Genomic DNA, 25,192 nt, shown 5'->3' on the forward strand with positions numbered 1-25,192 from the left:
GGATATTGATGAATATAAGATTGATTTTTCATCTTTTTAAAGAGTTTTTTATTATATGGTGTTAATGATTATTAACTCAGTTCATTTTAGGTATTGAACAAACTGACACTATTTAAGGTTATAAACAAATTAACTTTATTATCAAAATTCAACAGTAAGCTATTTTTATGACTTATTCTGACTCGGTTTTAAAATTTTCACTCGGTCTTAATGGCCTGTCATTTGACTTAGACAACCAACATATTCAACTTGAACAGGGCTTGAGTTTTATTAATTCAAAAAGCATTCGCCATAGTGTGATTGATGAGCTTGCTATTGAAAAGATGATTTATTTTATTGAAGAAATTATAGAGTCTCAGCCACTAAGAAATCTAAATATAAGTGGTGTAGCTGTTACATCTGATGTAGCTATGACGCAACTCAGTGAGTTATTTTTTAGTGCTCAAAAGCAAATCAGTCGCATTGAGCTTGAGCATGGATTCAATGATTTTATTGAGCGTTTGAGCTACTACACAAGCCAAGTAGCCCCAGATCAGCTTTATATTTTTACCTACTTTGTGTTTATTCGAGAGATGATGCATCACCTAAGAGTTGAGGAAATTCATATTATTTAACAATCACTTTCTCAATCCGCCAACTCATCATGAATCCAGTTTAAAAACAGCTCAATTTTAGGAATAAACTGATGGGTTCGCGGGTAAACCAAATGATGAGCAGAAATAGGAATCGATAGCTCATCTGCAAAAACTCTAACTAACTTTCCAGATTCCAAATAATTTTGAGTGAGTAAATTACTTTCTAAAACAAAACCTAGTCCGTGTGTGGCTGCTTCAAGTGACATATAAGAGCGGTCAAAACTCAAAGTATAGGGAAACTCAGGAATGCTTAAGCCCTGATGCGCAAACCACTGAGGCCAAGTGACTAAGGTTGAGCGCGATAAAATCAGTTCTTTTTTTAATAAATCTTGGGGCTTATGCACTGGGCTACGCTCAAGTAACTTAGGTGATGCAAGCACTTCTAGCTTTTCATTGCGAATTGTCCTGATTTCCACACCCGTCCAGTTAGGTAGACCATGGCGAATATCAATGTCGATCTTGTCCCGAGTAAAGTGCAAGTTTTCATAAGAACACGACAGGTTGACCTGAATCATTGGAAACTTTTCTTTAAATGATTCGAGGCGTGGTAGTAGCCAAAGCAAACCAAAACTTGGGGATGAATGAATATATAAACTGTCTTTAGGGCTTTTATCGGCAGCTTTTTCAGTGGCTAACATCAGGTTATGCAAGATGGTCGTGACATCCTGAAAATAGCGTTCACCTGAAGGGGTCAGCGTCACACCACGGGCACCACGAATAAATAAACTTTGCCCAATCATTTCTTCTAGTTTGGCAATTTGGTGACTGACTGCTGAAGGCGTGAGATTTAAATTCTCTGCTGCTTTTGCAACATTGCCAAAACGGGCAGTTTGTTCAAAAGCCTGTAATGTTTTAATTGAGGGCATCTGGTTGAAATTGTTTTCACTACTATCCATAAAATAAACCGTTTTTATCCCTAAAACTCATTTCAAAATAGCACAGGCATGAATTTTTTTCATGCCTTGTTGAATTCGAGATGATTGCTGGAACTTCTGAAAAAAGAGAATCTAAGTCTGAACTCAGGAAATAAAGCGTAAAAGAGGATTCAACATGTTACTACAAGGAAAAGTGGCATTAATTACCGGTGCAGCATCAGAACGTGGAATTGGGCGAGCAACCGCAGAAATCTTTGCACAGCAAGGTGCCAAAGTCATTATTGTTGATTTAGATCTTGCTCAAAGCCAAAACGCTGCAAAGGCACTTGGCGAAGGGCATTTAGGTCTTGCTGCAAACGTTGCAAATGAAGAACAGGTCAAAGTAGCTGTTGAACAAGCACTGCAACACTATGGAAAAATCGACATTTTAATTAATAATGCAGGCATTACCCAACCTGTAAAAACACTTGATATTCAACGCAATGATTATGACCGTGTTTTAGATGTCAGCCTACGCGGAACACTCATTATGTCACAAGCTGTTATTCCATCCATGAAAGCAAATGGTGGCGGAAGCATTGTGTGTCTATCTTCTGTTTCAGCACAACGTGGTGGTGGTATTTTTGGCGGGCCGCATTATAGCGCTGCAAAAGCAGGGGTTTTAGGTTTGGCAAAAGCGATGGCTCGTGAGTTTGGTGGTGATCAGATTCGTGTAAATTCTCTTACTCCGGGTCTTATTCAAACCGATATTACTGGCGGTTTAATGAATGATGACCGTCGTCATGACATTCTTGCTGGTATTCCGCTCGGCCGTTTAGGTAAAGCACAAGATGTTGCAAATGCAGCATTATTTTTAGCAAGTGATCTGTCAGCTTATCTAACGGGTGTAACACTCGATGTAAATGGTGGCATGCTGATTCATTAAAGCTTGCCATTTCAAAACTAAAAATAGAATGATGGTCACAAGAGGATACTGTGGCCAAATGTAAAGGGATTCGCATGATGGATACAGTATTTTCATCTGAAGTAGATACGGCAGTTCGTAAATCGGCGTATCGAAAAATTGCATTTCGGCTTATGCCATTTTTAATGCTTTGTTATTTTTGTGCCTATTTAGATCGAGTAAATGTTGGTTTTGCCAAGCTCCAGATGATGAGCGATTTACAGTTTAGTGAAGCTGTATATGGGCTAGGCGCAGGGATTTTCTTTATTGGTTATTTCCTATGTGAAGTGCCAAGTAACATCGTACTCCACAAAGTAGGAGCAAGACGCTGGATTGCCCGCATCATGATTACATGGGGCATTTTGTCAGGCTGTTTTGCCTTTGTTCAAACCGAATGGCAATTTTACACTTTACGTTTTTTACTGGGTGTTGCCGAAGCGGGTTTGGCCCCAGGCTTATTGCTTTACCTCACTTACTGGTTCCCATCTTATCGTCGAGCACGCATGACCGTACTTTGGTTTATCGCGATTCCAATCTCGGGAATGATTGGTGGGCCACTTTCGGGTCTAATCATGGACCGAATGAGCGGTGTGCATGGCTGGTTTGGCTGGCAGTGGATGTTTTTAATTGAAGCGATTCCTACGGTTGTCGTCGGTTTGCTCGTACTCGCTGTTTTAAAAGATTCCGTTCAAGACGCGAACTGGCTAACTCAAGACGAGAAAAACTTGGTGAAGCAAGAGCTTGCTCAAGATAACCAACACAAAGAAGGTCACGGTAGCATTAAAGAGTTTGTCGCCGATAAACGTTTATGGTTACTTGCAGGCATTTACTTCTGTGTGGTGATGGGTCAATACGCCATTACCTTTTGGCTACCTAGTCTCATTCGTAACTCAGGCATCAGTGATAACTGGCATATTGGGCTACTTACGAGTCTTCCTTATATGTGCGCCATTGTAGTTATGCTTTTGGCAGGGCGCAGTGGTGACCATTTCCAAGAACGCCGTTGGCACTTAATTATCCCAATGTGTGCGGGTGCGATCGCACTTACACTTGCGACTTTGCTCGCTTCAAATCTGACACTTTCTTTAATTTTCCTCTGCATTGCAGCCTCAGGTGTGCTCACTGCATCTTCTTTATTCTGGATGTTACCAACCAACTTTTTGGGTGGTGTTTCGGCAGCAGCAGGTATTGCAGCAGTCAATAGCTTTGCCAACCTTGCTGGATTCTGCTCACCTTATTTAATCGGTTGGGTCACCACCAACACAGGCTCAAATGCAATCGGCATGTTCTTAATCACAGCAGTATTAATTTTCGGTGCCAGTTTGGTTCTGCGCGTTCCGGCAAAACTGGTCAATCGTTAATAAGGAATAGTAAATGACAATGTTAAATGTTGATAAATCAGGCCAAATTGCCGAGTTGCAACAACGTGCCTACCACATTCGCCAACATGCTTTACGTATGGGGCAAGTACAAGGTCAAGGCTATGTTGGACAAGCATTAGGTGCCGCAGATCTACTGGCAGTATCTTATTTCCATGCGATGAAATATCAGCCAGAAAACCCAGAGTGGGAAGGCCGTGACCGTTTTTATTTGTCTATTGGGCACTATGCAATTGCACTTTATGCAGCCTTAATTGAAGCAAAAATTATCCCGCTTGAAGAACTTGAAACCTACGGGGCAGATGACAGCCGTTTACCGATGTCAGGCATGGCTTCTTACACACCAGGTATGGAAATTACAGGTGGCTCATTGGGGCATGGTCTTGGAATTGCAGTCGGCGCATGTTTAGGACTGAAACAGAAAAAGTCGGATGCTTTTGTTTATAACTTACTGTCCGATGGAGAGCTAAATGAAGGCTCAACATGGGAAGCGGTGATGTCTGCTTCTCATTGGAAACTAGATAACTTGATTGCCATTATTGATGTGAATAATCAGCAGGCAGATGGACATTCCAGTGAAATTTTAGCGTTTGAACCCATTGTAGATCGTTGGCAGTCATTCGGTTGGTACACCCAGCGCGTAGATGGCAACAATATGGAAGCTTTACTTGAGGCATTCGATCAAGCACGAAACCATGAGGGAGCATGCCCACGAGTCATTATTTGTGACACCAAAATGGGAAAAGGCGTGTCTTTCTTGGAAAGCCGTGAAAAAACACACTTCATTCGTGTTGATGAACATGAATGGGATTACGCTTTAAACATTTTGACCCACTACGGACAGTAAGGAATACACCATGAGCCAGTTAGCCAATCCTCCTAAGAAAAAACTAACCACTTCGGCAATGATTGCTTCTATTGCTGCCGAGGGGCAACCGACCAAATCTGCACCATTTGGACATGCACTGAATGCCTTGGCAAAAGAGCGTGACGATATTGTGGGGTTGTCAGCCGATTTATCAAAATATACTGACCTACATATTTTTGCTAAAGAAAACCCAGACAAGTTTTTCCAAATGGGCATGGCAGAACAACTTTTGATGAGCGCAGCAGCAGGACTCGCTCGTGAAGGGTTTGTTCCTTTTGCTACAACCTATGCCGTGTTTGCATCACGCCGTGCCTATGACTTTATTTGTATGGCAATTGCAGAAGATAACTTGAATGTCAAAATTGTGGCGGCACTTCCGGGGTTAACCACAGGCTACGGCCCAAGCCATCAGGCGACTGATGATATTGCGATTTTCCGTGCAATGCCGAACCTAATGGTCATTGATCCGTGTGATGCCTTGGAAATTGAACAGGCGATTCCTCAAATTGCCGCACATAACGGTCCTGTATATATGCGCTTATTGCGTGGACAGGTTCCATTAGTGCTCGATAAATACAATTACCAGTTTAAATTGGGTAAGGCGCAGGTGATTAAACCGGGTAAAGACTTACTCATTATTTCGACGGGTTTATTGACCATGCGTGCGCTTGAGGCAGCCGAAGAGCTTGAAAAAGAGGGCATTGAGGTTTCAGTGCTGCATGTACCTACAATTAAACCTTTAGATGAACAAACCATTTTGGATGAAGTCGCAAAAGGTGGACGTCCTGTTTTAACTGCCGAAAATCACTCAGTCATGGGTGGTTTAGGGGAAGCAGTCGGCTCACTACTTTTAAGAAATGGACAACATCCTCGTTTTGATATGATTGGTTTGCCAGATGCATTTTTAGATGCAGGCGCATTACCAACTTTGCATGATCGATATGGTATTTCAACTGAAGCAGTTAAAGAGAAGATTAAGTCACATTTGAAGTAGAAATATTAAATTTCCAAATTGAAAAGGGCGTGATGGAATTTCCTTCACGCCCTATTTTTAATCAGAGTTATTTTATTTAAATAGAATAACCCTTTAGATTATTTATACGAACTTAAGCAATCGAATCATCTAAATTCGGCCCTAACCAACGCTTCGCTTCATCAAGTGTCCAACCTTTACGTTTTGCATAATCTTCAAGTTGGTCTTGAGAGATTTTACCCACGTTAAAGTATTCACTTTGAGGGTGTGAATAGTAGAAACCACTTACTGAAGATGGTGGCATCATCGCAAAATGCTCAGTCAGTTTAGTGCCGATTTTGTCTGTAGAACCTAACCAGTCAAATAACACCGCTTTTTCAGAGTGCTCTGGACACGCTGGGTAACCCGGCGCTGGGCGAATACCGACATATTTCTCTTTAATCAGTTCTTCATTGGTCAGTGTTTCATCAGCTTTATAACCCCAGAACTCTTTACGAATGCGTTCATGTAAGTGTTCGGCAAAAGCTTCAGCAAAACGGTCTGCCAACGACTGTACTAAAATTGCAGAGTAGTCATCACCTTTAGCTTTGTACTCATTTGCCAATTCTTCTGCACCAAAAATCGATACAGTGAATCCACCTAAGTAGTCCTGTTGCTCACGGTCAGTACGAATGTAATCTGCTAAAGACAAGTTTGGTTTACCTGTGACTTTGTCAGATTGCTGACGCAAATGTTCAAAGGTATGCGTAACATTTTGACCCGCTTCATCAAATACGCTGACGGTATCGGCGTCAGTGCGCTGCGCAGGGAACATACCAAATACAGCACGTGCATCAAAAAGGTTGTTGTCGATAATATCTTTCAACATTGCTTGAGCTTGGTTGTACAAATCTGTTGCAGCTTCACCAACCACTTCATCTTGTAAAATTTTCGGGAACTTACCTGCCAAGCTCCAAGAAATGAAGAATGGTGTCCAGTCAAAATATTCAACCAATGTTTCAAGCGGGTAGTTTGTTAAAACTTGAGTTCCCAAAAGATTTGGTTTTGCTGGAACGTAGCTTTCATCAATTTTAAAGCCATTTTTAACAGACTCTGCATAAGTCAGTTTTGCTGCTTTTGGTTGTTTGTTGGCTAAGCGCTCACGAATTTTGGCATATTCAGCACGGTGCTCTTCAATGAATTTTCCACGCATTTCTTTTGAAAGCAGGGTAGTTGCAACGCCCACAGCGCGTGAGGCATCGGCAACATAAATCACCGCATCGTTATGGTACTGAGGGTCAATTTTTACTGCTGTGTGTGCTTTCGATGTCGTAGCACCACCGATCAATAAAGGAATCTCAAAGCCTTTACGTTGCATTTCTTTCGCAACAAACACCATTTCATCTAAAGATGGAGTAATCAGGCCTGACAACCCGATGATGTCACATTTTTCATCAATCGCAGTTTGCAAGATTTTCTCGCAAGGTACCATCACACCAAGGTCAACAATGTCATAACCATTACAACCGAGTACAACACCCACAATATTTTTACCAATATCGTGTACGTCGCCCTTAACAGTTGCCATCAGAACTTTACCCTTAGACTGGCTACCTGTTTTTTCAGCTTCAATGTACGGGTTGAGCCAAGCCACAGCTTGTTTCATGACACGTGCAGATTTCACAACCTGTGGTAGGAACATTTTGCCTGAGCCGAACAAGTCACCAACAACGTTCATGCCGTCCATCAAAGCGCCTTCAATTACATCTAAAGGACGTTTAGCTTTTAGGCGGGCTTCTTCTGTGTCTTCGTCAATGTATGTGGTAATACCTTTAACCAACGCATATTCAAGACGTTTTTCTACAGGTTCGTTACGCCATTCAAGGTTTTCGGCTTCACGTTGTGCACCACTATGACCACGGAACTTTTCAGCGACTTCAAGTAATTTTTCAGTAGCGAGTTGACCAGATTCACCTTGGTTTTGGTTTAAAACAACATCTTCAACTGCATCTTTGAGTTCTTTAGGAATATCGTCATAAATTGCCATTTGACCGGCATTTACAATACCCATAGTCATGCCTTGTTTAATGGCATGGTACAAGAACACAGAGTGGATCGCCTCACGAACAGGTTCATTTCCACGGAACGAGAACGATACGTTCGATACACCACCAGAAATCATGGCGTGAGGTAAGTTCTGTTTAATCCAACCTGTGGCTTCAATAAAATCAACGCCATAGTTATTGTGTTCTTCAATACCTGTTGCTACTGCAAACACGTTCGGGTCAAAAATAATATCTTCAGGAGGGAAGCCTACATCGTTAACCAAAACGTCATAAGAACGTTTACAGATTTCGCGTTTACGTGCAGCAGTATCGGCCTGACCAGTTTCATCAAAGGCCATCACAATAATCGCAGCACCATATTGGCGACACAAGCGAGCTTTTTCAACAAACTCGTCATAACCTTCTTTTAAAGAAATCGAGTTAACAACCGGTTTGCCTTGTACGCATTTTAAGCCTGCTTCAATGATTTCCCATTTCGATGAGTCAATCATGATTGGCACACGTGAAATATCTGGTTCAGAGGCCACAAGGTTTAAGAAATGTACCATCGCATTTTGCGAATCGAGCATCCCTTCATCCATGTTAATGTCAATAATCTGTGCACCAGCTTCCACTTGCTGCTGTGCAACTTCTAAAGCTTCGGCAAAGTTTTCTTCACGAATTAAGCGTAGGAATTTTTTTGAACCGGTAACGTTAGTACGTTCGCCTACGTTTACAAACAATGAGTTGTCATAAATATTAAATGGTTCTAAGCCACTTAAACGACAAGCTGGCTTAGTTTCTGGTATTTGACGAGGTGCAATGTCTTTTACCGCATTGGCAATAGCACGAATATGATCTGGTGTGGTACCACAGCAACCGCCGGTAATATTGATCAAACCACTTTCTGCAAATTCTTTTAAGAAGGCAGCAGTTTGTTCTGGTGTTTCATCATATTCACCAAAAGCGTTTGGTAAGCCAGCATTTGGATGGGCAGAAATGAAAGTATCAGCAACATCAGACACAGTTTTAACGTGAGGGCGCATGGCATCTGCACCAAGGGCACAGTTAAAACCAATTGAAAGTAAATCACCATGGCGTACAGAGTTCCAGAACGCTTCGGCAGTTTGACCTGTTAAGGTACGACCCGATGCATCGGTAATGGTCCCTGAAATCATGAGTGGTAATTCATGACCAATTTGCTTAAAGACTTCTTTCACCGCAAAAATTGCAGCTTTACAGTTTAATGTATCAAAAACGGTTTCAATCAGAATGATATCTGCACCACCTTCAATCAGCGCATGAGTGGCCTCAATATAGTTTTCTTTTAGCGCATCAAAGGTAATGTTACGAAAGGCAGGATCATTTACATTGGGTGAAATTGAACAGGTACGCGATGTTGGGCCGAGTACACCCGCTACAAAACGAGGTTTGTCTGGTGTTGAATATTTTTCACAGGCTGCTTTGGCTAAACGCGCTGCTTCACGGTTAATTTCGGGAACAAGGTCTTCCATGTGGTAATCAGACATTGAAACACGCGTGCCGTTAAAGCTGTTAGTTTCAATAATGTCTGCACCAGCATCAAGATAAGCTTCATGAATGCCTTGAATGATTTCTGGCTGTGTCAAAACTAAAAGGTCATTGTTACCTTTTAAGTCATGTGCCCAATCAGCAAAACGCTCACCACGGTAGTCGGCTTCTTCCAATTTATGGCGCTGGATCATCGTTCCCATTGCACCATCAATAATCAGAATGCGTTTAGCAAGAAGCGCTTTTAGGGTGGCAAGCGTAGACATAGAAAACCCCGATCTTTTATATGAATTTAAAAATGCGGCGCTATTGTAACAGAATAGCAGCACAATTGATGATCTATGACGACCCACCATTCACCGTAAATTAGTCGTAAAAAAAAGTGTTTTCGAACAAAAAGAGGGCATTTTTTCATCAAATATTCATAAAATGATCATGATATTGAAATATTTCATCTCCAATATTCCGTTTTATGACAATTAACCTGTTTAAAAAATCGTCATACAGGTAATTTTTTAGATATTTTTGCTTTAAAAATAGTCATAAATAAGGAAGATATAAATTGATTTAAATTATTGTATTTTAATAAAAAAATAAATTTTATAGAGGAAAGGTGCATCAAATGAGGTCAAAATATGAAAAATTGACTTCATCAGGCGCCGCTTTGTCATATAATTGTCATAATTTAATTTAAGAATACAGAGGATTTTTCTATCCTCTTACCGTCTGCATGAATTCTAATCTACCCCCTGTTTCGGATTCAAAACTTGCGGCAAACCTGCAAGTCAAATCGACGAATGTACATGTCCCGACACCTAAGTTCTTTATGCCGGTGTTTCTGACAATTATTGTTGCAACACTTATTTATATTGGATTTCAGGTGAGTGCTGATTTAGCGCATGTACCGCCTTTGAGTCTTTATTCGGTTATTCTCTTATCTACTGCACTCTTGATTGCTTTAGGCTTTGAGTTTGTAAATGGCTTCCATGATACTGCAAATGCAGTAGCGACAGTGATTTACACCAATGCTTTACCTGCACCAGTTGCAGTCATGTGGGCAGGTTTTTGTAATTTTCTTGGGGTAATGGTTGCAAGCGGCGCAGTCGCTTACGGCATTATTGCATTGTTGCCTGTTGAATTGATTATGAACATGGGTAGCGGTGCAGGTTTCGCAATGGTTTTTGCGCTTCTTATTGCTGCAATTCTCTGGAACTTAGGTACTTGGTTCTTGGGTATTCCTGCTTCTAGCTCTCATACTTTGATTGGTTCAATCTTGGGTGTGGGCATTATGAACCATCTGTTGAGTGCATCGACTGGCGTAACCACCAGTGGTGTTGATATGGATCAGGTGATTAAAGTCGGTAAGGCCTTATTATTTTCACCTTTAATTGGTTTTGCTTTTGCAGCGATTGTATTCTTGTTGGTTAAAACTATTTTTAAACGCCAATTAGAATTATTCCAACCACCAGAAGGTAATAAACCACCACCAGCAATCATTCGTGCAATTTTAATCTTTACCTGTACAGGTGTAAGTTTTGCACATGGTTCGAATGACGGTCAAAAAGGTATGGGTTTAATCATGCTGATTTTGGTTGGTCTGGTGCCATTGGCTTATTCATTGAATAAAAACCTTGATACACAACAAGTTCAATCATTCCATCAGCTTTCTTCTCAAACTGCCGTACTTTTGAATCAAAATCAGCCAGAATTAACCGATGAAAAAGCACGTGTTATTTTGACTAAATATATTCAGACTAAACAGCAAACTCCGGAAGTAGTGCCTGCATTGGCAAGCATGACTGATCATTTGGGTGAGCGAGTTTCTAGCTATAGCAACTTAAAAGACATTCCAGAAGCTGCAATCAGTGAAATTCGCAATGACATGTATTTAAGTACAACGACGTTTAAGCGTTTGGATAAAGCAGATGCTTTACCAAAAATGGATCAATCACAAGAAAAACTCGTGAAAGAATACCGTAGTAGCTTAGATTCATTCTTACAATACATTCCAACTTGGGTGAAAGTAGCAGTTGCTTTGGCACTTGGCTTAGGCACCATGGTTGGTTGGAAACGTATTGTTGTGACTGTAGGTGAACGTATTGGTAAACATCATATGACTTATGGTCAAGGGATGTCTGCTGAGCTTGTCGCAATGAGTACAATTGCAGCTGCCGACGGTTTAGGTATGCCTGTTTCAACAACACACGTTTTAAACAGTGCTGTTGCAGGTACCATGGTAGCGAATAGATCGGGTTTAAACTTCAATACAGTTAAAACGATTTTATCTGCATGGGTATTTACACTTCCTGCAACAATCTGTTTGTCAGGCGGTTTGTATTGGTTATTCTTACAGTTTGTATAAAAGTATTTAAAAAATTAAAGCCACTGTTCACAGTGGCTTTTTTATTTGTTTCTTTTTAACGTTCAGTCTATTTTCATGTACATTCAATTATAAATTAACGAGTCCTTATAAAGCCTCAAGTAACTTCAGAGGCTAGGCTTAAAACTTTTATATCAGGATAGATTATGGATGCGGTTCAAATAGATCAGCTAAAACAACAATTTCCACTTATTGAGACACTGCAAGCTTATCAAGAAACATTTTGGTTTACACCTCATTGCTATCCTTTAAAAGAAGCTTTAGAAAAAGTTGGATTAACAGCCGAAGACGTAAGTGAAGCAGAAGCCCGATTAGAGCGTTTCGCACCTTATTTGGCAAAAGTGTTTCCTGAAACTCAAGCGCAACATGGAAAAATTGAATCAGAGATCGTTGAAATTGCCTATATGCAACAAGCACTTTCTTCAACAGAACAAGTGCAACTGAGTGGAGTATTCTGGCTGAAAAAAGATAGCCATTTACCTATTTCAGGTTCAATTAAAGCGCGTGGTGGTATTTATGAAGTCTTGGCTCACGCCGAAAAGTTGGCCATTGAGGCTGGACTTCTCAAGTTTGAAGACGATTACAGTAAGTTAGATCAAGAGTCATTTAGGGCATTCTTTTCTAAGTATCAGATTGCAGTAGGTTCTACAGGCAACCTAGGGCTTTCTATAGGCATTATGAGCGCCAAACTGGGTTTTAGAGTCACAGTCCATATGTCGGCTGATGCAAGACAATGGAAAAAAGACAAACTGCGTTCATTAGGCGTTAATGTTGTGGAATATGCCAGTGACTATGGAGTAGCGGTTGAAGAGGGAAGAAAAGCAGCAGAGCAAGATCCGCGCTGCTTTTTTATTGATGATGAAAACTCAAAAACATTGTTTTTAGGTTATGCAGTTGCAGGAATACGCTTAAAACAGCAATTTGAGCAAAAACAAATTAAAGTCGATGCTGAACATCCATTATTTGTTTATTTGCCATGTGGCGTTGGTGGTGGCCCTGGTGGGGTAAGTTTTGGCTTGAAACTGGCTTTTGGTGAGCATGTACATTGTATCTTTGCAGAACCCACCCATTCACCATGTATGTTACTGGGTGTCCACACAGGTTTGCATGATCAGATTTCAGTGAATGATATTGGCCTCGATAATGTAACTACCGCAGATGGGCTCGCAGTAGGCCGTGCTTCAGGTTTTGTTGGGCGTGCTATGCAGCAGTTAATTGATGGCTATTACACCATTGATGATGAACGTTTATATGAGCTCATTGCGCTTTTAAATCAAACCGAAAATATTCAGCTTGAGCCTTCTGCGGTGGCAGGAATGATGGGGCCATACTATGTCCAGACTAACCCTGATTATTTGGCTTTACATCAGTTGTCAGCTAAGCAATTAAAACAGGCAACTCATGTGATATGGGCGACAGGAGGCGGTATGGTGCCACCTGATGAAATGCAAAAATATCTATCACATTTTCAAAATAAATAGAGAAACACAGAAAAAAGCCCAATTATAGAATTGGGCTTCAATCAAATTATTTTTTAGATGATTTTCCAAAAGGTAGTTTTTCGGTTGCAAAGCCATAGATTGCAGCAAAAGGCAGAGCAGTTCTTGCTAAATAAGCAACACGCCACAATCCACCGTGGTTGGCACCTTCCATCATAAGTTCAAGCGGATGGTCTAGCTCAGTTTCAGGATTTGCTACAGAAGATTCATTTCTTAAGTCATGAATCCAGATTGCAGCCATAATTGCATTGGTAGTTTCAGGGCTAAATGCTTCTACATCAAAAAGCTCTGCACCATTAAAAGCTGCTTTTAACAATGGATTTTTAGTCACAGAGTGAGTCGTTGTTGATGGTGCAATATTAATGCTGACGTGTTGTCCTTGATGGCGGGCCAAAATAGCACGCCATTGTTGAATGCGTTTTGCCAAAGCATAGTTTGGCCCTTGTTCAACAACTAGACAGTCGGCAATGCCATAAGTTTTTCCATTTTCACAAGCAATTAAGTCTTGATATGGTGCCTGAAAAAAACGATTGAGCGAAAGAGCGGAAACACCTTTCACTGCCATTTTTTGTATTTTTGTGCGTGATTTAAACTTTTGTTGAGCAGCTTTAGCGACTTCTTTAGGAACCGCATAAACATCGGTTGGCGTACACATAAACATAAGGCTCGTATCAGACTTATGCTCGCTCACAAATTGCATGATGCTGTCCATTGCCATGGAAACACGAACATGCTTTTCGCCATCTAAATAAGCTATTGCAGCCAAATCTAACTTTTGCGGAAACTGGACTAACCACTGTGCAATTTCTGGTAATTGAGTCAATAAATTTGCACCCAATTTATCCTTTAATTCAGAAACTTTTGCTGATGAATCAATTTGTTCAACACTAGGCGCAATGAGGGTTGCGTTTCCTTGTTGAATCGTATTTAAAATTTTGCCCCAGACACGTGGGTTTGGTAAGTCGACAGCAACAATATTCGCTTTCCATTTGGCTAACCAAGGTAGAGGTCCTGCTTCTGAAGCTGCACCAAACAGCACCATGGTACGGTCTGATAAATCAAACCATTCTGGGTGAGCAATAGCTTCACGTAGAGCTTTTGCATGGCTTGGTTCAATAATACCAGCCTCTTCCCAACGTTGAATCTGGTCCAGTAAGCTTTGCCCGCTTAGTTTTTGCCCTTTGTAAGGAACATACCATTCAGGTGCTGCATCACTTTCACCTTTAAGTTTTACTGTATGAAGTGGCGTAGATGAAGCAATATTAACTGCATCTTTTAAAAGGTAGTGTTTACTATCACGATAATAGTCAAAAATATGGTGAGCTTTATGCAAACCTTGCTTCGCAATAGTAATGGGGTGGTTACTATTAGAAATTCCTTGTTTAACAAGTGCTTTAAAATATATTGGGTAATTTTTTCGCCAGTTTTTTTCATTCAACACTTGTTGTGCGGTTTTATTATCTACAACAGATAAAGCCTCTGACAAAATTTCTTGGCCAGTAAGAGATGAGCTTTGTTTTTTTGTTGAGGCGTGTACTGGAAATTGTAGACCTTCGACTTGACTTGTGCTGGACATAAAATATCTCGTTATACGACTGGGTTAATATACAGATGTATACATTATCTATGCCAATGAAAGGAAACGAGTGGCAATAACTGACAAAATAATATTGATTATTTATGTGATGAAACATGGAAGAGGGAATTATTATGATAAATTCATCTCATTTTGGTCTTAATTTTTTTCACAATTTTAGAACATTTTTATAGACTTACGTTACATAAATGATTATTTTGTATTAAGCAAATACATCAGTTTTAGCCTGAAGGTAAAATGTTCAAAATGTATCAATAATACAGATACAGAAATGATTAAAAACTAGACTTTTTTATTAAAAGATAAGAAAAGTCAGACTGAATAAGAAAGAATTGGGGTGAAACTAGATAGAAGACAACATAAGATTGTCTTTTAAAAATCTTGGGGATATGGTGATTTTTTTACACCATAATTTTCTAGTTTCACCCCATCTATTTTTGGGTTGGAACCCTCCATTTTTGTACTCACTTTATCACTTGATTGAACCTTATTTGTTTAAAGTAACTTCAAAATTACTTTAAAAGAAGCTATCTCTAACAACGTCCTTTTTTCGCTTGTCCTGGTGGGCAAAAGTCTCCTGGATGGTTGTGATAAGGTGAATCTGGATCAATCACAACACTACCTTCAGGTGTATGAACTGCACAGGCTGATAATGACATTGTGAAAATTGCTGCTGCACAGAGAAGTAATGTTTTCATCTTGTTCTCACTTTTTTATCATTCTCCATTTTACTATAGAAATATTTTGATTATTTTTCGATCTATTTTTGGTTAAGAATATATTTAATAATTCTGATTTAAAGAAACTAATCAGATCGTAAAATCGTTCGGAAGCCCACATGGGTTGCTGCTAAATCAAAGTCTTGCGGATAGCGGCTACTGCTACGATAACGTGAACAATAATTTTGTGCGCAAAGAAAAGATCCGCCTTTAATTACATATTGTGTACTGGTGATTTGTTGTTGTCTTAAATCAGAATAATTTCCCATATGTTGGTCATGAGCACCTTGATATGGAGATGATGTCCATTCCCATACATTTCCGATCATATCAAATAGTTTGAAATGATTTGGTGCAAAGCATCCAACGGGCGCAACATCTTTAAAGTGATCTTGATTCAGGTTTTGAAAAGGGAATTTACCTTGCCAGTAATTTGCTTGTGGATGTTGATGTTCATCGGTAGGGGCCTGATGTAATGGTGTATCAGTTTGCGAATTCGCTTTAGCTGCATATTCCCATTCTAGTTCTGTTGGTAAATCATGTCCTAACCAGACTGCATAATGTTCAGCATCGTTTTTACTCACATATCGCACAGGTTCATTCGGATTAGCTACGGCACCATTATTACCGTTTGGAGTTTTCCATGTATAACCTGACTTTAGCTGCCACCATTGCTGTGGATGTTGAGGGTCTGGTGAAAAAACAGCAGCCTGCTTTTGTTTTTCGGCATCGGTGATATAACCCGTTGCTTTTACGAAACTTGCAAACTGAGCAATGGTAACTTCTGTTTGATCAATCCAGAATCCTTTGACTTCCCGTTGCTTTTTTCCAAAATTAAGTTCATCGGGATAGGCTTTTTCAGAACCAAAATTAAAATGTCCATTAGGAATTAAAACCATTCCAGCTGTAGGTTGTTTTAGCCAACCTTGAGGTAGTCCAGTGTAGTTTTTACATTTCTCAATAGAACCCAAGTCAGCTAACGAGGTTTGCTGCTGAGACGATGGTGCGGGTTCAGAAACTTGTGAAGATTGACTACAGCCTGCCATAAAAGACAGGCTGATGGTCGTAACTAAAAATGGTTTCAATCTCATTTGGCGTTATATTCCTGCACACCATTTTTTTCAGTATATTTTTGATAGACCGATAAGAGTTCTTGCACTTTAGCAGGGTAAAGCTGAGCAACGTTCTGTCTTTCCCCTCGATCTGCTTTAATGTTGTATAGCTCCCAAGTTCCTGTACCTAATTCAGGGCGCCCTTGAAGTGCAATTTTCCACTCGCCTTGTTTTGCATATTTACTGCCATGTAACTCATCAGCAAAACTAAAATTTTCGGGGCGAATCGTAGTGGTTTTATTTTCAAGTAAAGGTTTCCATGAAATCCCTGATGGCGTGTTAATGGTACGACCATTGTATTGGCCTTGAGGTACTGGAATATGAGCATATTCTAGTAAAGTTGGGAAAACATCGAGTACTGATGCAAAGCTATGATTCGTTTCTTCTGCTTTTTTCTGATTTGGTAATTTCACGATAGCAGGGGCAGTAGTTGCACCTTCACCAGCCGTATCCTTCCACAAATGGAAAGGTGCAGCACTAACCTCAGCCCAACGTGGACCAATATAGTGATACGAGGTCGGTGTACCTACATTTGCTACAGAGTTATCAAAGCCAGATTCACTGCCGTATCCTCCACGTACAAAACCTTCTGCACCATTGTCGGAAACAAAGAAAATTAAGGTATTGTCATAAAGATTATTTTGTTTGAGGTATTGAATAATTCGGCCCACATTGGCATCGAGATTTTCTACCATACCTGCATAGATTTCCATTTTACGGGCTTCTAGTGCCTTTTGTTCGGCTGTTAACTCATCCCATTTTCCATATTTTTGTGGAGCATTTTGAGTTGCAATCGGTTCGGCTGCTTCAAAGTTTGCCGGGATAATACCAAGCTGTTTTTGGCGTGCGATACGCGCATTACGAATTGCATCGTAACCAACATTGTAAACTCCACGGTATTTTTCACGGTATTCAGCAGGTGCCTGAATTGGCCAATGAGGCGCTGTATAGGCAGCGTAAGCAAAGAATGGTTTGCCGCTATTTTTGCCGGAGTCTAAATAGCTAAGTAATTTATCGGTAAAATAATTTGTTGAGAAAAAGTCATCAGGCAATGCTGAAACAGGAATAATTTGCCCATCTTCCGTATAGGTCGAATTTCGCTTAAATGCACTTGGCGCTTGCTTAAAGTGGTGATCTAGGCCTTGTAACAAGGTAAATGAATGGTCAAAACCTTTTGCGTGGGCATTCGTTTCAGGGGTTAGCCCTAAATGCCATTTACCGCTGATATAAGTACGATAGCCATTATCTTTCAGCACTTGTGCAATCGATAGCGAACGCTCATTCAAATAGCCCTCATAGCCGGGCTGGCCCTTTAAATGTTCTGGTGTGAGTTCAGCCATTGCACCAATACCAGCTAAATGGTGATCAGTACCTGAAATGAGTTGAGAGCGTGTTGGGGAACAGGTCGGGGCGGTGTGATAGTCAGTTAAAAGGCGACCTTCTTGAGCTAGGCTATCAATATTTGGTGTACGAATTTCACTACCGAAAGCCCCTAAATCTGAATAGCCTAAGTCATCCGCCATAATAAATAAGATATTGGGCTGTTTAGGAGTGCTGACTACATTTTCTTGTCTATCGTTGTCATTACATCCAGCCAAAGATAAGCTAAATAAAGCAATGGAAAGGCTAGATAAAATTGCTTTGTACTTCATTGTATCATCTGAATTATTAAAAGATTTGGCATGAGTTTAATCAGATGGTTTTTGCAATCAAAACAAGGAAAAGATCAAAGAAAATCAGAAAAAAGACTGAGAATTTATGGTGATAAATAAATGAGAAAAAAAGAAAAGCCCATTACGGGCTTTTTTTGAGTGCCTGACTTAGAACGGAATACGAGTCAGTTGATCTAAGAAATGTGGAATCACTTTAGGTTCGATCAAAATGGTGACAAGGACCCCGTAAGCTGCACCCCATAAATGAGCACTATGGTTGATATGGCTATTACCACGTTTACCAGCCCAAATGCTGTACGCTACATATAAAACTGCAAAAATAATGGCTGGTACTGGAATGAAGAATACAAAAATCAGCTTCCATGGTTGAAATAGAATATAAGCAAATAAAACAGCTGAGACAGCACCAGAGGCGCCGAGGCTCGCCCAGTTTGTATCATTTCTATGTTGTAAATAGCTTGGTAAAATCGCAAAGATTAAACCGCCTAAATAGAACAAAACAAAACCCATGTCATAAAAATATTGGCGATAAAAACTTTCAATAATGCTGCCAAAGAAGAACAGGGTAATCATGTTGAAAAGTAGGTGTGTACCATCTGCATGGATAAAGCCATGAGTAATGAAACGATCAAATTGCCCACGTTGCATTGCAGGTGGCCAAAAAATCAAACGATTCATCACGTTTTGATTGCTAAACGCAAGTAAAGAAACAATGACCGTAATAATAATAAGGGTAATGGTATGGTTAAACGGCAGATGCAACATAAGAAATATTTAAAAAATGATCAATATTGAGCCCAATAATGCCATTAAAAACTTCAGTTGAAACCCTGTTGTGTATAAATCCGACAAATTTAGTTGATTTTTTTTAAATCTACCTCATCTTCGGTTAATATAAAGGCATCAGCTTGAGGAATATTGTTATGTCGACTGAGAACACCAACACTGCTGTTGCAGAAGAAATTCCAAACCTTTTGATTACACCATCTGCACAAGAGTATTTGCACGATTTATTGACGAAGCAAAATACTCCGGGAATTGGCGTTCGAGTTTTTGTTGAACATCCGGGTACGCCACGTGCAGAATGCTGTATGGCATATAGTGCACCAGAAGAAGTAATCCCAACGGATTATAAACAGGACTATCCAGATTTCCCTGCATATATTGACGCGCCATCTATTCCTTATCTTTTAGATGCCGTAATTGATTACAATAAGGACCGTTTTGGTGGGCAGTTAACTTTCCGCGCGCCAAACTCTAAAGTTCCACGTGTTGGTCCAGATGCATCAATTGAAGAGCGTATTACTTACATTCTTCAAGCAGAAATTAACCCGGGTCTTGCAGGCCATGGCGGGAATTGTAGCTTGGTAGAAGTACAAGATAATCCAGAACATGGTTTAACTGCTGTATTGAAATTTGGTGGTGGTTGCCAAGGATGTTCTGCAATTGACGTTACCTTGAAACAAGGTGTAGAAACGACGTTAAGAGAGCATATTCCAGAGCTTCAACGTGTGGTTGACCAAACTGACCATACACAAGCTGAAGGTGCTTATTTCAAATAATTAAATTATTTGAAAAGTGAAATAAAAAAGCCTCGAAATGAGGTTTTTTTATTATTCAATATAAATAATGATAATTATTATCAATATCATTTGTAATTTTATTTAGATTTGTTACAATGCGGAACTTAAAATGAGAGATGTTTAATAAATCAATATATTGGGAATACTTATGTCGAAGCGTATTATCCAGTCAGTGCTTTCTGTTTCAGTACTGGCAAGTATGATGTCTATGGCTTATGCTGCAAAAAATGAGCAAGAACAAGCTGAACCAGCATTAGAAAAGCCTGCTGAACCTGTGAAATTGGAAACAATTTTTGTAACAGCTGAAGAGCAAGTAAAGCAATCGCTCGGTGTATCAGTGATCACCCAAGAAGATTTAGAAAAACTTCCAGTTCGTAATGATATTTCAGATTATGTACGCCGTATGCCTGGTGTAAATTTAACGGGAAACAGTGCAACAGGGCAGCGTGGTAATAATAGACAAATCGACATTCGTGGAATGGGTCCTGAAAATACGCTCATTTTAGTGGATGGAAAACCTGTTAACTCTCGTAATTCAGTTCGCTATGGTTGGAAAGGGGAACGTGATACACGCGGTGATTCAAACTGGGTTCCAGCAGAAGCAATCGAATCGATTGAAGTTTTACGTGGACCAGCGGCAGCTCGATATGGTTCGGGTGCAGCAGGTGGTGTAGTCAACATCATTACTAAAAAAGTGACGAATGAAACCCATGGTTCGGTAGAGCTCTATACTTCACAACCTGAAGACTCTAAAGAAGGTTCATCAAATCGAGTTGGTTTTAACTTGAGTGGGCCACTGATTAAAGATGTTTTGTCATACCGTTTATATGGTAATTACAATAAAACAGAAGCTGACGATGTCGATATTAATAAATCAATTGGCAGTACGGCAGCTGGGCGTGAAGGCGTTAAAAATAAAGATATTTCAGGACGTTTAGCTTGGCAAGCAACAGACCAACAAACAGTCTTGCTCGATGTCTCATCTAGCAAGCAAGGGAATATTTATTCTGGTGATTCTCAGTTAAATGCAAATGCTGAAGCTGATGCGATTCTTTCGGAGCTTATTGGTAAAGAAACCAATACCATGTACCGTGATAGCTATGCTTTAACACATGAAGGTGATTGGTCTTGGGGTAAAAGTAAGTTAGTTGCTCAATACGATAAAACTCATAATAAACGTTTGCCTGAAGGTCTGGGTGGTAGCACAGAAGGAAAAATTAATAATCTGGATGATAAAGCCACTTCACGCTTAGAGACTCTTCGGTTGAATGGTGAAGCCAATATTCCTTTTGAATATTATGTACCACATGTATTAACACTCGGTACTGAATGGGTTGAAGACAGATTTAAAGATAATATTTCGACAAATCAGGGGACAGACAGCAGCGGTTCAGGTTATGGCGATCAATTAGCTAAAGGCAATCGCAGTAAAATGGAATCACGTATTGCTTCTGCATATATCGAAGACAACTTGAAACTCACAGACAGCACCGATGCCGTGTTAGGTTTACGTTTTGACGACCATAGCAAATCTGGCTCTAACTGGAGCCCAAGCTTAAACGTTACTCAAAGACTCAATGATTATTTCACGTTAAAAGGTGGGATAGCAAAAGCTTATAAAGCACCAAATATGTATCAAAATGCCGAAGGGTACTTACTCAGTACGAACGGCAATGGTTGTCCAGCCAATATTGAATCGCGTTGTTTATTACAAGGTAATGGTGATTTAAAACCTGAAACTTCGGTAAACAAAGAGTTAGGCATCCAGTTCCAAAAAGACATTGTCAACGCGAGCTTAACGTGGTTCCGTAATGACTATAAAGATAAGATTGTGGCAGGAACGAATGTTGTTGGCACTGTAGATGGCTCAAGTACCAATGCAAATACAGGAGCTGTGACCAACACGAAGTGGAATATCTTACGTTGGGAAAATACGCCTAAAGCATTAATTCAAGGTTTTGAAGGAAGTTTGGGATTAGACTTTGGCGATATTCGTTGGACCAACAACTTTACCTATATGATGGATTCGAAAGATAAGCAAACGGGTAACCCATTATCTTTAGTTCCTAACTATACAATTAACTCAATTTTTGATTACGACATTACAGATCAATTAGATGTGAATTTTGTATTTACTCAATATGGTCGTCAAAAATCGCGTCAGTTTGCCGAAAATAGAATCGAATCTGGCATTGGTTCAGGTGGAACAAATTCTGCGATTAAGCCAAGCACTGTAAAAAGCTATAGTACGGCTGGAATTAATGTTGGTTATAAAATTTCAGACAATATTAGTACGCGTGTTGGTGTAAGTAACTTGTTTGATAAACAAATTTTAAGAGATAGTAATTCGATTAGCCAAACTTACAATGAGCCAGGTCGAGCTTATTACGCCTCTCTAAAATATTCTTTCTAATCAATACAAATAACAAGGGCGCTTTAAGCGCCTTTGTTATTTAAAATATCTAAGGTTTTTTCAGAATAATAAAATTTCTCTAGGTAAACACGAGCACGTCGTCTTAAATGACCAGTTGTGACTAATTGCTGTAATACCGGCACAAGTAACTGAGTCAGTTCATGTTGAATTAAGCTTTCATCAATATTGAGGTCACGAAGTAACAAGTCAAAATTATGTTCCTGATTGCGCACATACCACGTGTAAATACCATCATGTACTTGTTGTTTCAAATAAGAAGTTTGGCGAATGTGATCCCAAATCTGATGTCCTAAACCCACAGTTTTTGATAAATCCTGAACTTCTACGTAATTTTTCAAAACAGAAAGCGGCATGGTTTTAACTTTATGCCAAATATTTGCCTGAAAATGGTAGAGCTTATCATTGTCAAAATGTTGGTTTAAAACACGCTCACTCATTTGAGTGAGTTTTAAAATATTCTTTTGCAAATAATGATGAATCGTGTCATCCAGATTTGAGTCGGTTACGGTTTCTAGAACCGATTTACCCATCTTCATAAAACGACCTACACCCGGCACCCGTTTTGACATCGACTCATCTAAATAGTCATGCATTGTTTGTTGAATCAGCTGTGTTAGGAGTGCTGAAAATGCAGGATTATTCACAATCGTTTTAATTAGCTTTTTACGATGCTGATCTTTACTTGCAACGTATTGCGCAATTCCATCAATTGTTAAAACAGGAATAACATCTTCAATTGTTGTACTGTCATTGGCAGGATGAATCAGTGCAAAACGGAGATGTTCTGCAATTTGTTCAAGTAGGGAATCAGAAGCAGGGGTGTCTAAAATCTGCTTTTGAATCAGCTGCTGAATTTGTTCGAAAGTCCAGAGGTGTTGTAGTTGCCGACTACCCAACCAATGATAAAATTGCTCAAATTCTTGTTGGATAACATGGGGCTGAGCAAATTCCTCATCTAAAAAATCAAGATGAGCTTCAATGAGTTTTTCTATAAGCGGTTGGGTAGACATAAGGTCTCACAAGTCCGAAGTTTTATTTAAGGTGTAGTCGCTTTTGGCGACTGATTCGTTTCTACTTTCAGTAAAAACGGTACATATTGTTGAATAACCAGCTGCTCAGCTTCCAAAATTGGCATATGGCCAACATTTTCTAAAATAACCGGAGGTTGGGCATTCTTTAAAAGTCGTTTTAGTTCACTTGCGACTTCGACATTAATAATCTTATCTTGCTTACCCCATAAAATCAGTGTCGGTGCATCTATTGTTTTTGTGAGAACTGCAAATGAATCGGGAGTGTAAACCTTATTTAGCGCAATAAGCTGATCAACCAGTTTCTGCGTTTGAGGTGCCTGATTAATCATGAGCTTTTCTTGAGCTTCTAAAAATTCTTTTGGAATAAACGGAGGATTAAACATGGTTTGCTTTAACAAATAGTTAAAGTCCCCCTTTTTAGATACTAAAAGTTGTTTTAGGTAAGCAGGATCTTTTAGGTAAATTGTATTGGCTGAACGGAAAATACCGCCACTATCAACTAAGAATAGGCTTTTGGTTTCAAATGGATATTGTCCAGCATAGAGTAGGGCAATTGAACCGCCAAGTGAGTGGCCAGCAATATGAATAGGGCCTTTTAAATTTGCAGCTTCAACAAAGCGACGTAATTTTTCGGCAAGATTAGGCACTGAATAATCAAAGTCTTGTGTAACTACGGTTTCACCACTTCCTGGTAAATCGGGAATAATGACATGGTAATTTGCTGTCAGATAACGGGCGACACGGTTCCAGTTATCACGGCTACCTCCTAATCCATGGATGAGTAACAACGTAGGTTTAGTGGGAGATCCACCTTCACTATATGACCAAGTTATATCACCAACTTTTAAACTTTTACTTTGTAAGCCTGCCCAGCTTCGTTCTTGCTGCAAAATATTTTGAAAGCTTATATCAATCGTATCGGCAGCTTGTGTCTGAGAAATACTCATTATTGTTGTAAGGCTGCATGCTAAGGTAAATGCGGCAACGGTTTTTTTTAGAACAGTTTTTTTTGATGCGGACAGCGTTGTCATAAGATTTCATCCTTGATGCATAAGCGAGTTTGAAAATTATTGAAAAACTTTGCCAATGAGTCATTTGCTAAATGATTAAAAGGAGGAAAATTATAGTCAATCCATTTGCTAAAGTATGTCTATTTTTTCACTCAACAGCAGTGAATGTGCAGTAAATTCTCAATTCAAATAGAAGAAGTATTTTTAAAATTTTTGATGGGAAATGATTTAATTTTTTGTCAGTGACATTCAAATTTTGACACATTAAAATGATTTCCAACCTTGAAAAAACAATGGAAATATAAAATGCCTACTGCGCAAGAAGTTTTAGATCGTCTGAAAGCTGGTAATCAACGATTTGTAAATGGAAATACTTCCCTTGCAAAAACCTTATCTCATCATGAACGCGCTGAAATGGCAAAGGATCAAAATCCGTTTGCGATTGTATTAGGTTGCTCAGATTCTCGTGTTCCAGCAGAAATGGTATTTGACCAAGGTCTTGGTGACTTATTCGTAATTCGTGTTGCTGGTAATGTTGTGGCACCTTCACAAGTCGGTAGTGTTGAGTTCGCAGCAGAACGCTATGACTGTCCGGTTGTAGTTGTATTAGGACACAGCCATTGTGGCGCGATTCAAGCGACAATTGATACCTTAATGAACCCTGATCAACCGCCATCATCTAACTTAATGTCGATTGTGAACCGTGTTCGTCCATCAGTTGAAATTTTAATGCAAACTGACTTAAAAAATGATTTGAAAAAATTATCATGTCATGCAGTACGTTCAAACGTTTTTGCTTCAGTAAATCAATTACGTCATGGTTCAAGTGTACTTGAAAGCTTGATCGCAAAAGGTGAGTTGATCGTTGTTGGTGCAGAGTATTCACTAGAAACTGGTGAAGTTACTTTTTTTGATTTCTGATCATAA

General features: G+C 39.6%; 19 protein-coding genes. 10 read left to right on the forward strand and 9 right to left on the reverse strand.

Annotation, left to right across the window (positions count from 1 at the left end):
- Nucleotides 1–167 precede the first annotated feature (167 nt).
- On the forward strand, nucleotides 168–614 hold the full coding sequence (locus ACPF64_RS09060) for a hypothetical protein (protein WP_426456054.1): 447 nt from the start codon (nucleotides 168–170) through the stop codon (nucleotides 612–614).
- An 11-nt stretch (nucleotides 615–625) separates the two neighbouring features.
- Here the strand turns inward: ACPF64_RS09060 and ACPF64_RS09065 are convergent, their stop codons facing one another.
- Nucleotides 626–1,501: a LysR substrate-binding domain-containing protein gene (locus ACPF64_RS09065; protein WP_080593047.1), complete on the reverse strand. Its 876-nt coding sequence runs from the start codon at nucleotides 1,499–1,501 to the stop codon at nucleotides 626–628.
- 184 nt (nucleotides 1,502–1,685) lie between these two features.
- Here ACPF64_RS09065 and ACPF64_RS09070 point away from each other — a divergent pair, with 184 nt between their 5' ends.
- The 4 genes from ACPF64_RS09070 to ACPF64_RS09085 all read left to right on the forward strand — a co-directional run bounded on the left by ACPF64_RS09070 (nucleotide 1,686) and on the right by ACPF64_RS09085 (nucleotide 5,694).
- Nucleotides 1,686–2,435, forward strand: coding sequence for an SDR family NAD(P)-dependent oxidoreductase (locus tag ACPF64_RS09070; RefSeq protein ID WP_426456055.1), 750 nt, complete (start codon nucleotides 1,686–1,688; stop codon nucleotides 2,433–2,435).
- Nucleotides 2,436–2,512: 77 nt separating this feature from the next.
- Nucleotides 2,513–3,814, forward strand: a complete 1,302-nt coding sequence (locus ACPF64_RS09075) for an MFS transporter (protein ID WP_426456125.1) — start codon at nucleotides 2,513–2,515, stop codon at nucleotides 3,812–3,814.
- 19 nt (nucleotides 3,815–3,833) lie between these two features.
- On the forward strand, nucleotides 3,834–4,679 hold the full coding sequence (locus tag ACPF64_RS09080) for a transketolase (protein ID WP_426456126.1): 846 nt from the start codon (nucleotides 3,834–3,836) through the stop codon (nucleotides 4,677–4,679).
- A 10-nt stretch (nucleotides 4,680–4,689) separates the two neighbouring features.
- A complete protein-coding gene (locus ACPF64_RS09085; RefSeq protein ID WP_426456056.1) occupies nucleotides 4,690–5,694 on the forward strand; it encodes a transketolase family protein in 1,005 nt (334 codons plus the stop codon).
- Between the two features lie 112 nt (nucleotides 5,695–5,806).
- On the opposite strand, the gene metH is transcribed toward ACPF64_RS09085, so the two are convergent.
- Nucleotides 5,807–9,493, reverse strand: a complete 3,687-nt coding sequence (metH, locus tag ACPF64_RS09090) for a methionine synthase (RefSeq protein WP_426456057.1) — start codon at nucleotides 9,491–9,493, stop codon at nucleotides 5,807–5,809.
- Nucleotides 9,494–9,957: 464 nt separating this feature from the next.
- Here metH and ACPF64_RS09095 point away from each other — a divergent pair, with 464 nt between their 5' ends.
- Together ACPF64_RS09095 and ACPF64_RS09100 are read left to right on the forward strand one after the other, a co-directional pair.
- On the forward strand, nucleotides 9,958–11,589 hold the full coding sequence (locus ACPF64_RS09095; RefSeq protein WP_017391706.1) for an inorganic phosphate transporter: 1,632 nt from the start codon (nucleotides 9,958–9,960) through the stop codon (nucleotides 11,587–11,589).
- 164 nt (nucleotides 11,590–11,753) lie between these two features.
- Entirely contained in the window at nucleotides 11,754–13,088 is a 1,335-nt protein-coding gene (locus ACPF64_RS09100) for a D-serine ammonia-lyase (protein WP_426456058.1), read from the forward strand.
- 46 nt (nucleotides 13,089–13,134) lie between these two features.
- On the opposite strand, the gene ACPF64_RS09105 is transcribed toward ACPF64_RS09100, so the two are convergent.
- From ACPF64_RS09105 to ACPF64_RS09125, 5 genes are all read right to left on the reverse strand, one after another.
- A complete protein-coding gene (locus tag ACPF64_RS09105) occupies nucleotides 13,135–14,682 on the reverse strand; it encodes a hypothetical protein (protein ID WP_151743957.1) in 1,548 nt (515 codons plus the stop codon).
- Nucleotides 14,683–15,236: 554 nt separating this feature from the next.
- Nucleotides 15,237–15,401: a hypothetical protein gene (locus ACPF64_RS09110; protein WP_426456059.1), complete on the reverse strand. Its 165-nt coding sequence runs from the start codon at nucleotides 15,399–15,401 to the stop codon at nucleotides 15,237–15,239.
- Nucleotides 15,402–15,508: 107 nt separating this feature from the next.
- Nucleotides 15,509–16,513 carry an SUMF1/EgtB/PvdO family nonheme iron enzyme gene (locus tag ACPF64_RS09115; RefSeq protein ID WP_426456060.1) on the reverse strand — a complete coding sequence of 335 codons (1,005 nt, stop codon included), beginning with the start codon at nucleotides 16,511–16,513 and terminating at the stop codon, nucleotides 15,509–15,511.
- A complete protein-coding gene (locus tag ACPF64_RS09120; RefSeq protein ID WP_426456061.1) occupies nucleotides 16,510–18,186 on the reverse strand; it encodes an arylsulfatase in 1,677 nt (558 codons plus the stop codon). Before ACPF64_RS09120 ends, ACPF64_RS09115 begins: the two co-directional genes overlap by 4 nt.
- A 168-nt stretch (nucleotides 18,187–18,354) precedes the next feature.
- On the reverse strand, nucleotides 18,355–18,972 hold the full coding sequence (locus ACPF64_RS09125) for a rhomboid family intramembrane serine protease (RefSeq protein ID WP_003653076.1): 618 nt from the start codon (nucleotides 18,970–18,972) through the stop codon (nucleotides 18,355–18,357).
- 158 nt (nucleotides 18,973–19,130) lie between these two features.
- Here ACPF64_RS09125 and nfuA point away from each other — a divergent pair, with 158 nt between their 5' ends.
- Entirely contained in the window at nucleotides 19,131–19,769 is a 639-nt protein-coding gene (gene nfuA, locus ACPF64_RS09130; protein WP_003653074.1) for a Fe-S biogenesis protein NfuA, read from the forward strand.
- A 169-nt stretch (nucleotides 19,770–19,938) separates the two neighbouring features.
- Complete coding sequence (locus ACPF64_RS09135) at nucleotides 19,939–22,203, forward strand: TonB-dependent siderophore receptor (RefSeq protein WP_080026492.1); 2,265 nt, start codon at nucleotides 19,939–19,941, stop codon at nucleotides 22,201–22,203.
- A 23-nt stretch (nucleotides 22,204–22,226) separates the two neighbouring features.
- Here the strand turns inward: ACPF64_RS09135 and ACPF64_RS09140 are convergent, their stop codons facing one another.
- Complete coding sequence (locus ACPF64_RS09140; protein WP_426456062.1) at nucleotides 22,227–23,234, reverse strand: hypothetical protein; 1,008 nt, start codon at nucleotides 23,232–23,234, stop codon at nucleotides 22,227–22,229.
- 26 nt (nucleotides 23,235–23,260) lie between these two features.
- Nucleotides 23,261–24,286, reverse strand: a complete 1,026-nt coding sequence (locus ACPF64_RS09145) for an alpha/beta fold hydrolase (protein ID WP_426456063.1) — start codon at nucleotides 24,284–24,286, stop codon at nucleotides 23,261–23,263.
- A gap of 285 nt (nucleotides 24,287–24,571) precedes the next feature.
- On the opposite strand from ACPF64_RS09145, the gene ACPF64_RS09150 reads away from it, so the two are divergent.
- Nucleotides 24,572–25,186: a carbonic anhydrase gene (locus ACPF64_RS09150; protein ID WP_003653067.1), complete on the forward strand. Its 615-nt coding sequence runs from the start codon at nucleotides 24,572–24,574 to the stop codon at nucleotides 25,184–25,186.
- The last annotated feature ends 6 nt before the right edge of the window (nucleotides 25,187–25,192 follow it).

Origin of the sequence: Acinetobacter sp. KB005, from assembly GCF_049949095.1 — a bacterium.
GTDB classification, from domain to species: Bacteria; Pseudomonadota; Gammaproteobacteria; order Pseudomonadales; family Moraxellaceae; genus Acinetobacter; species Acinetobacter calcoaceticus.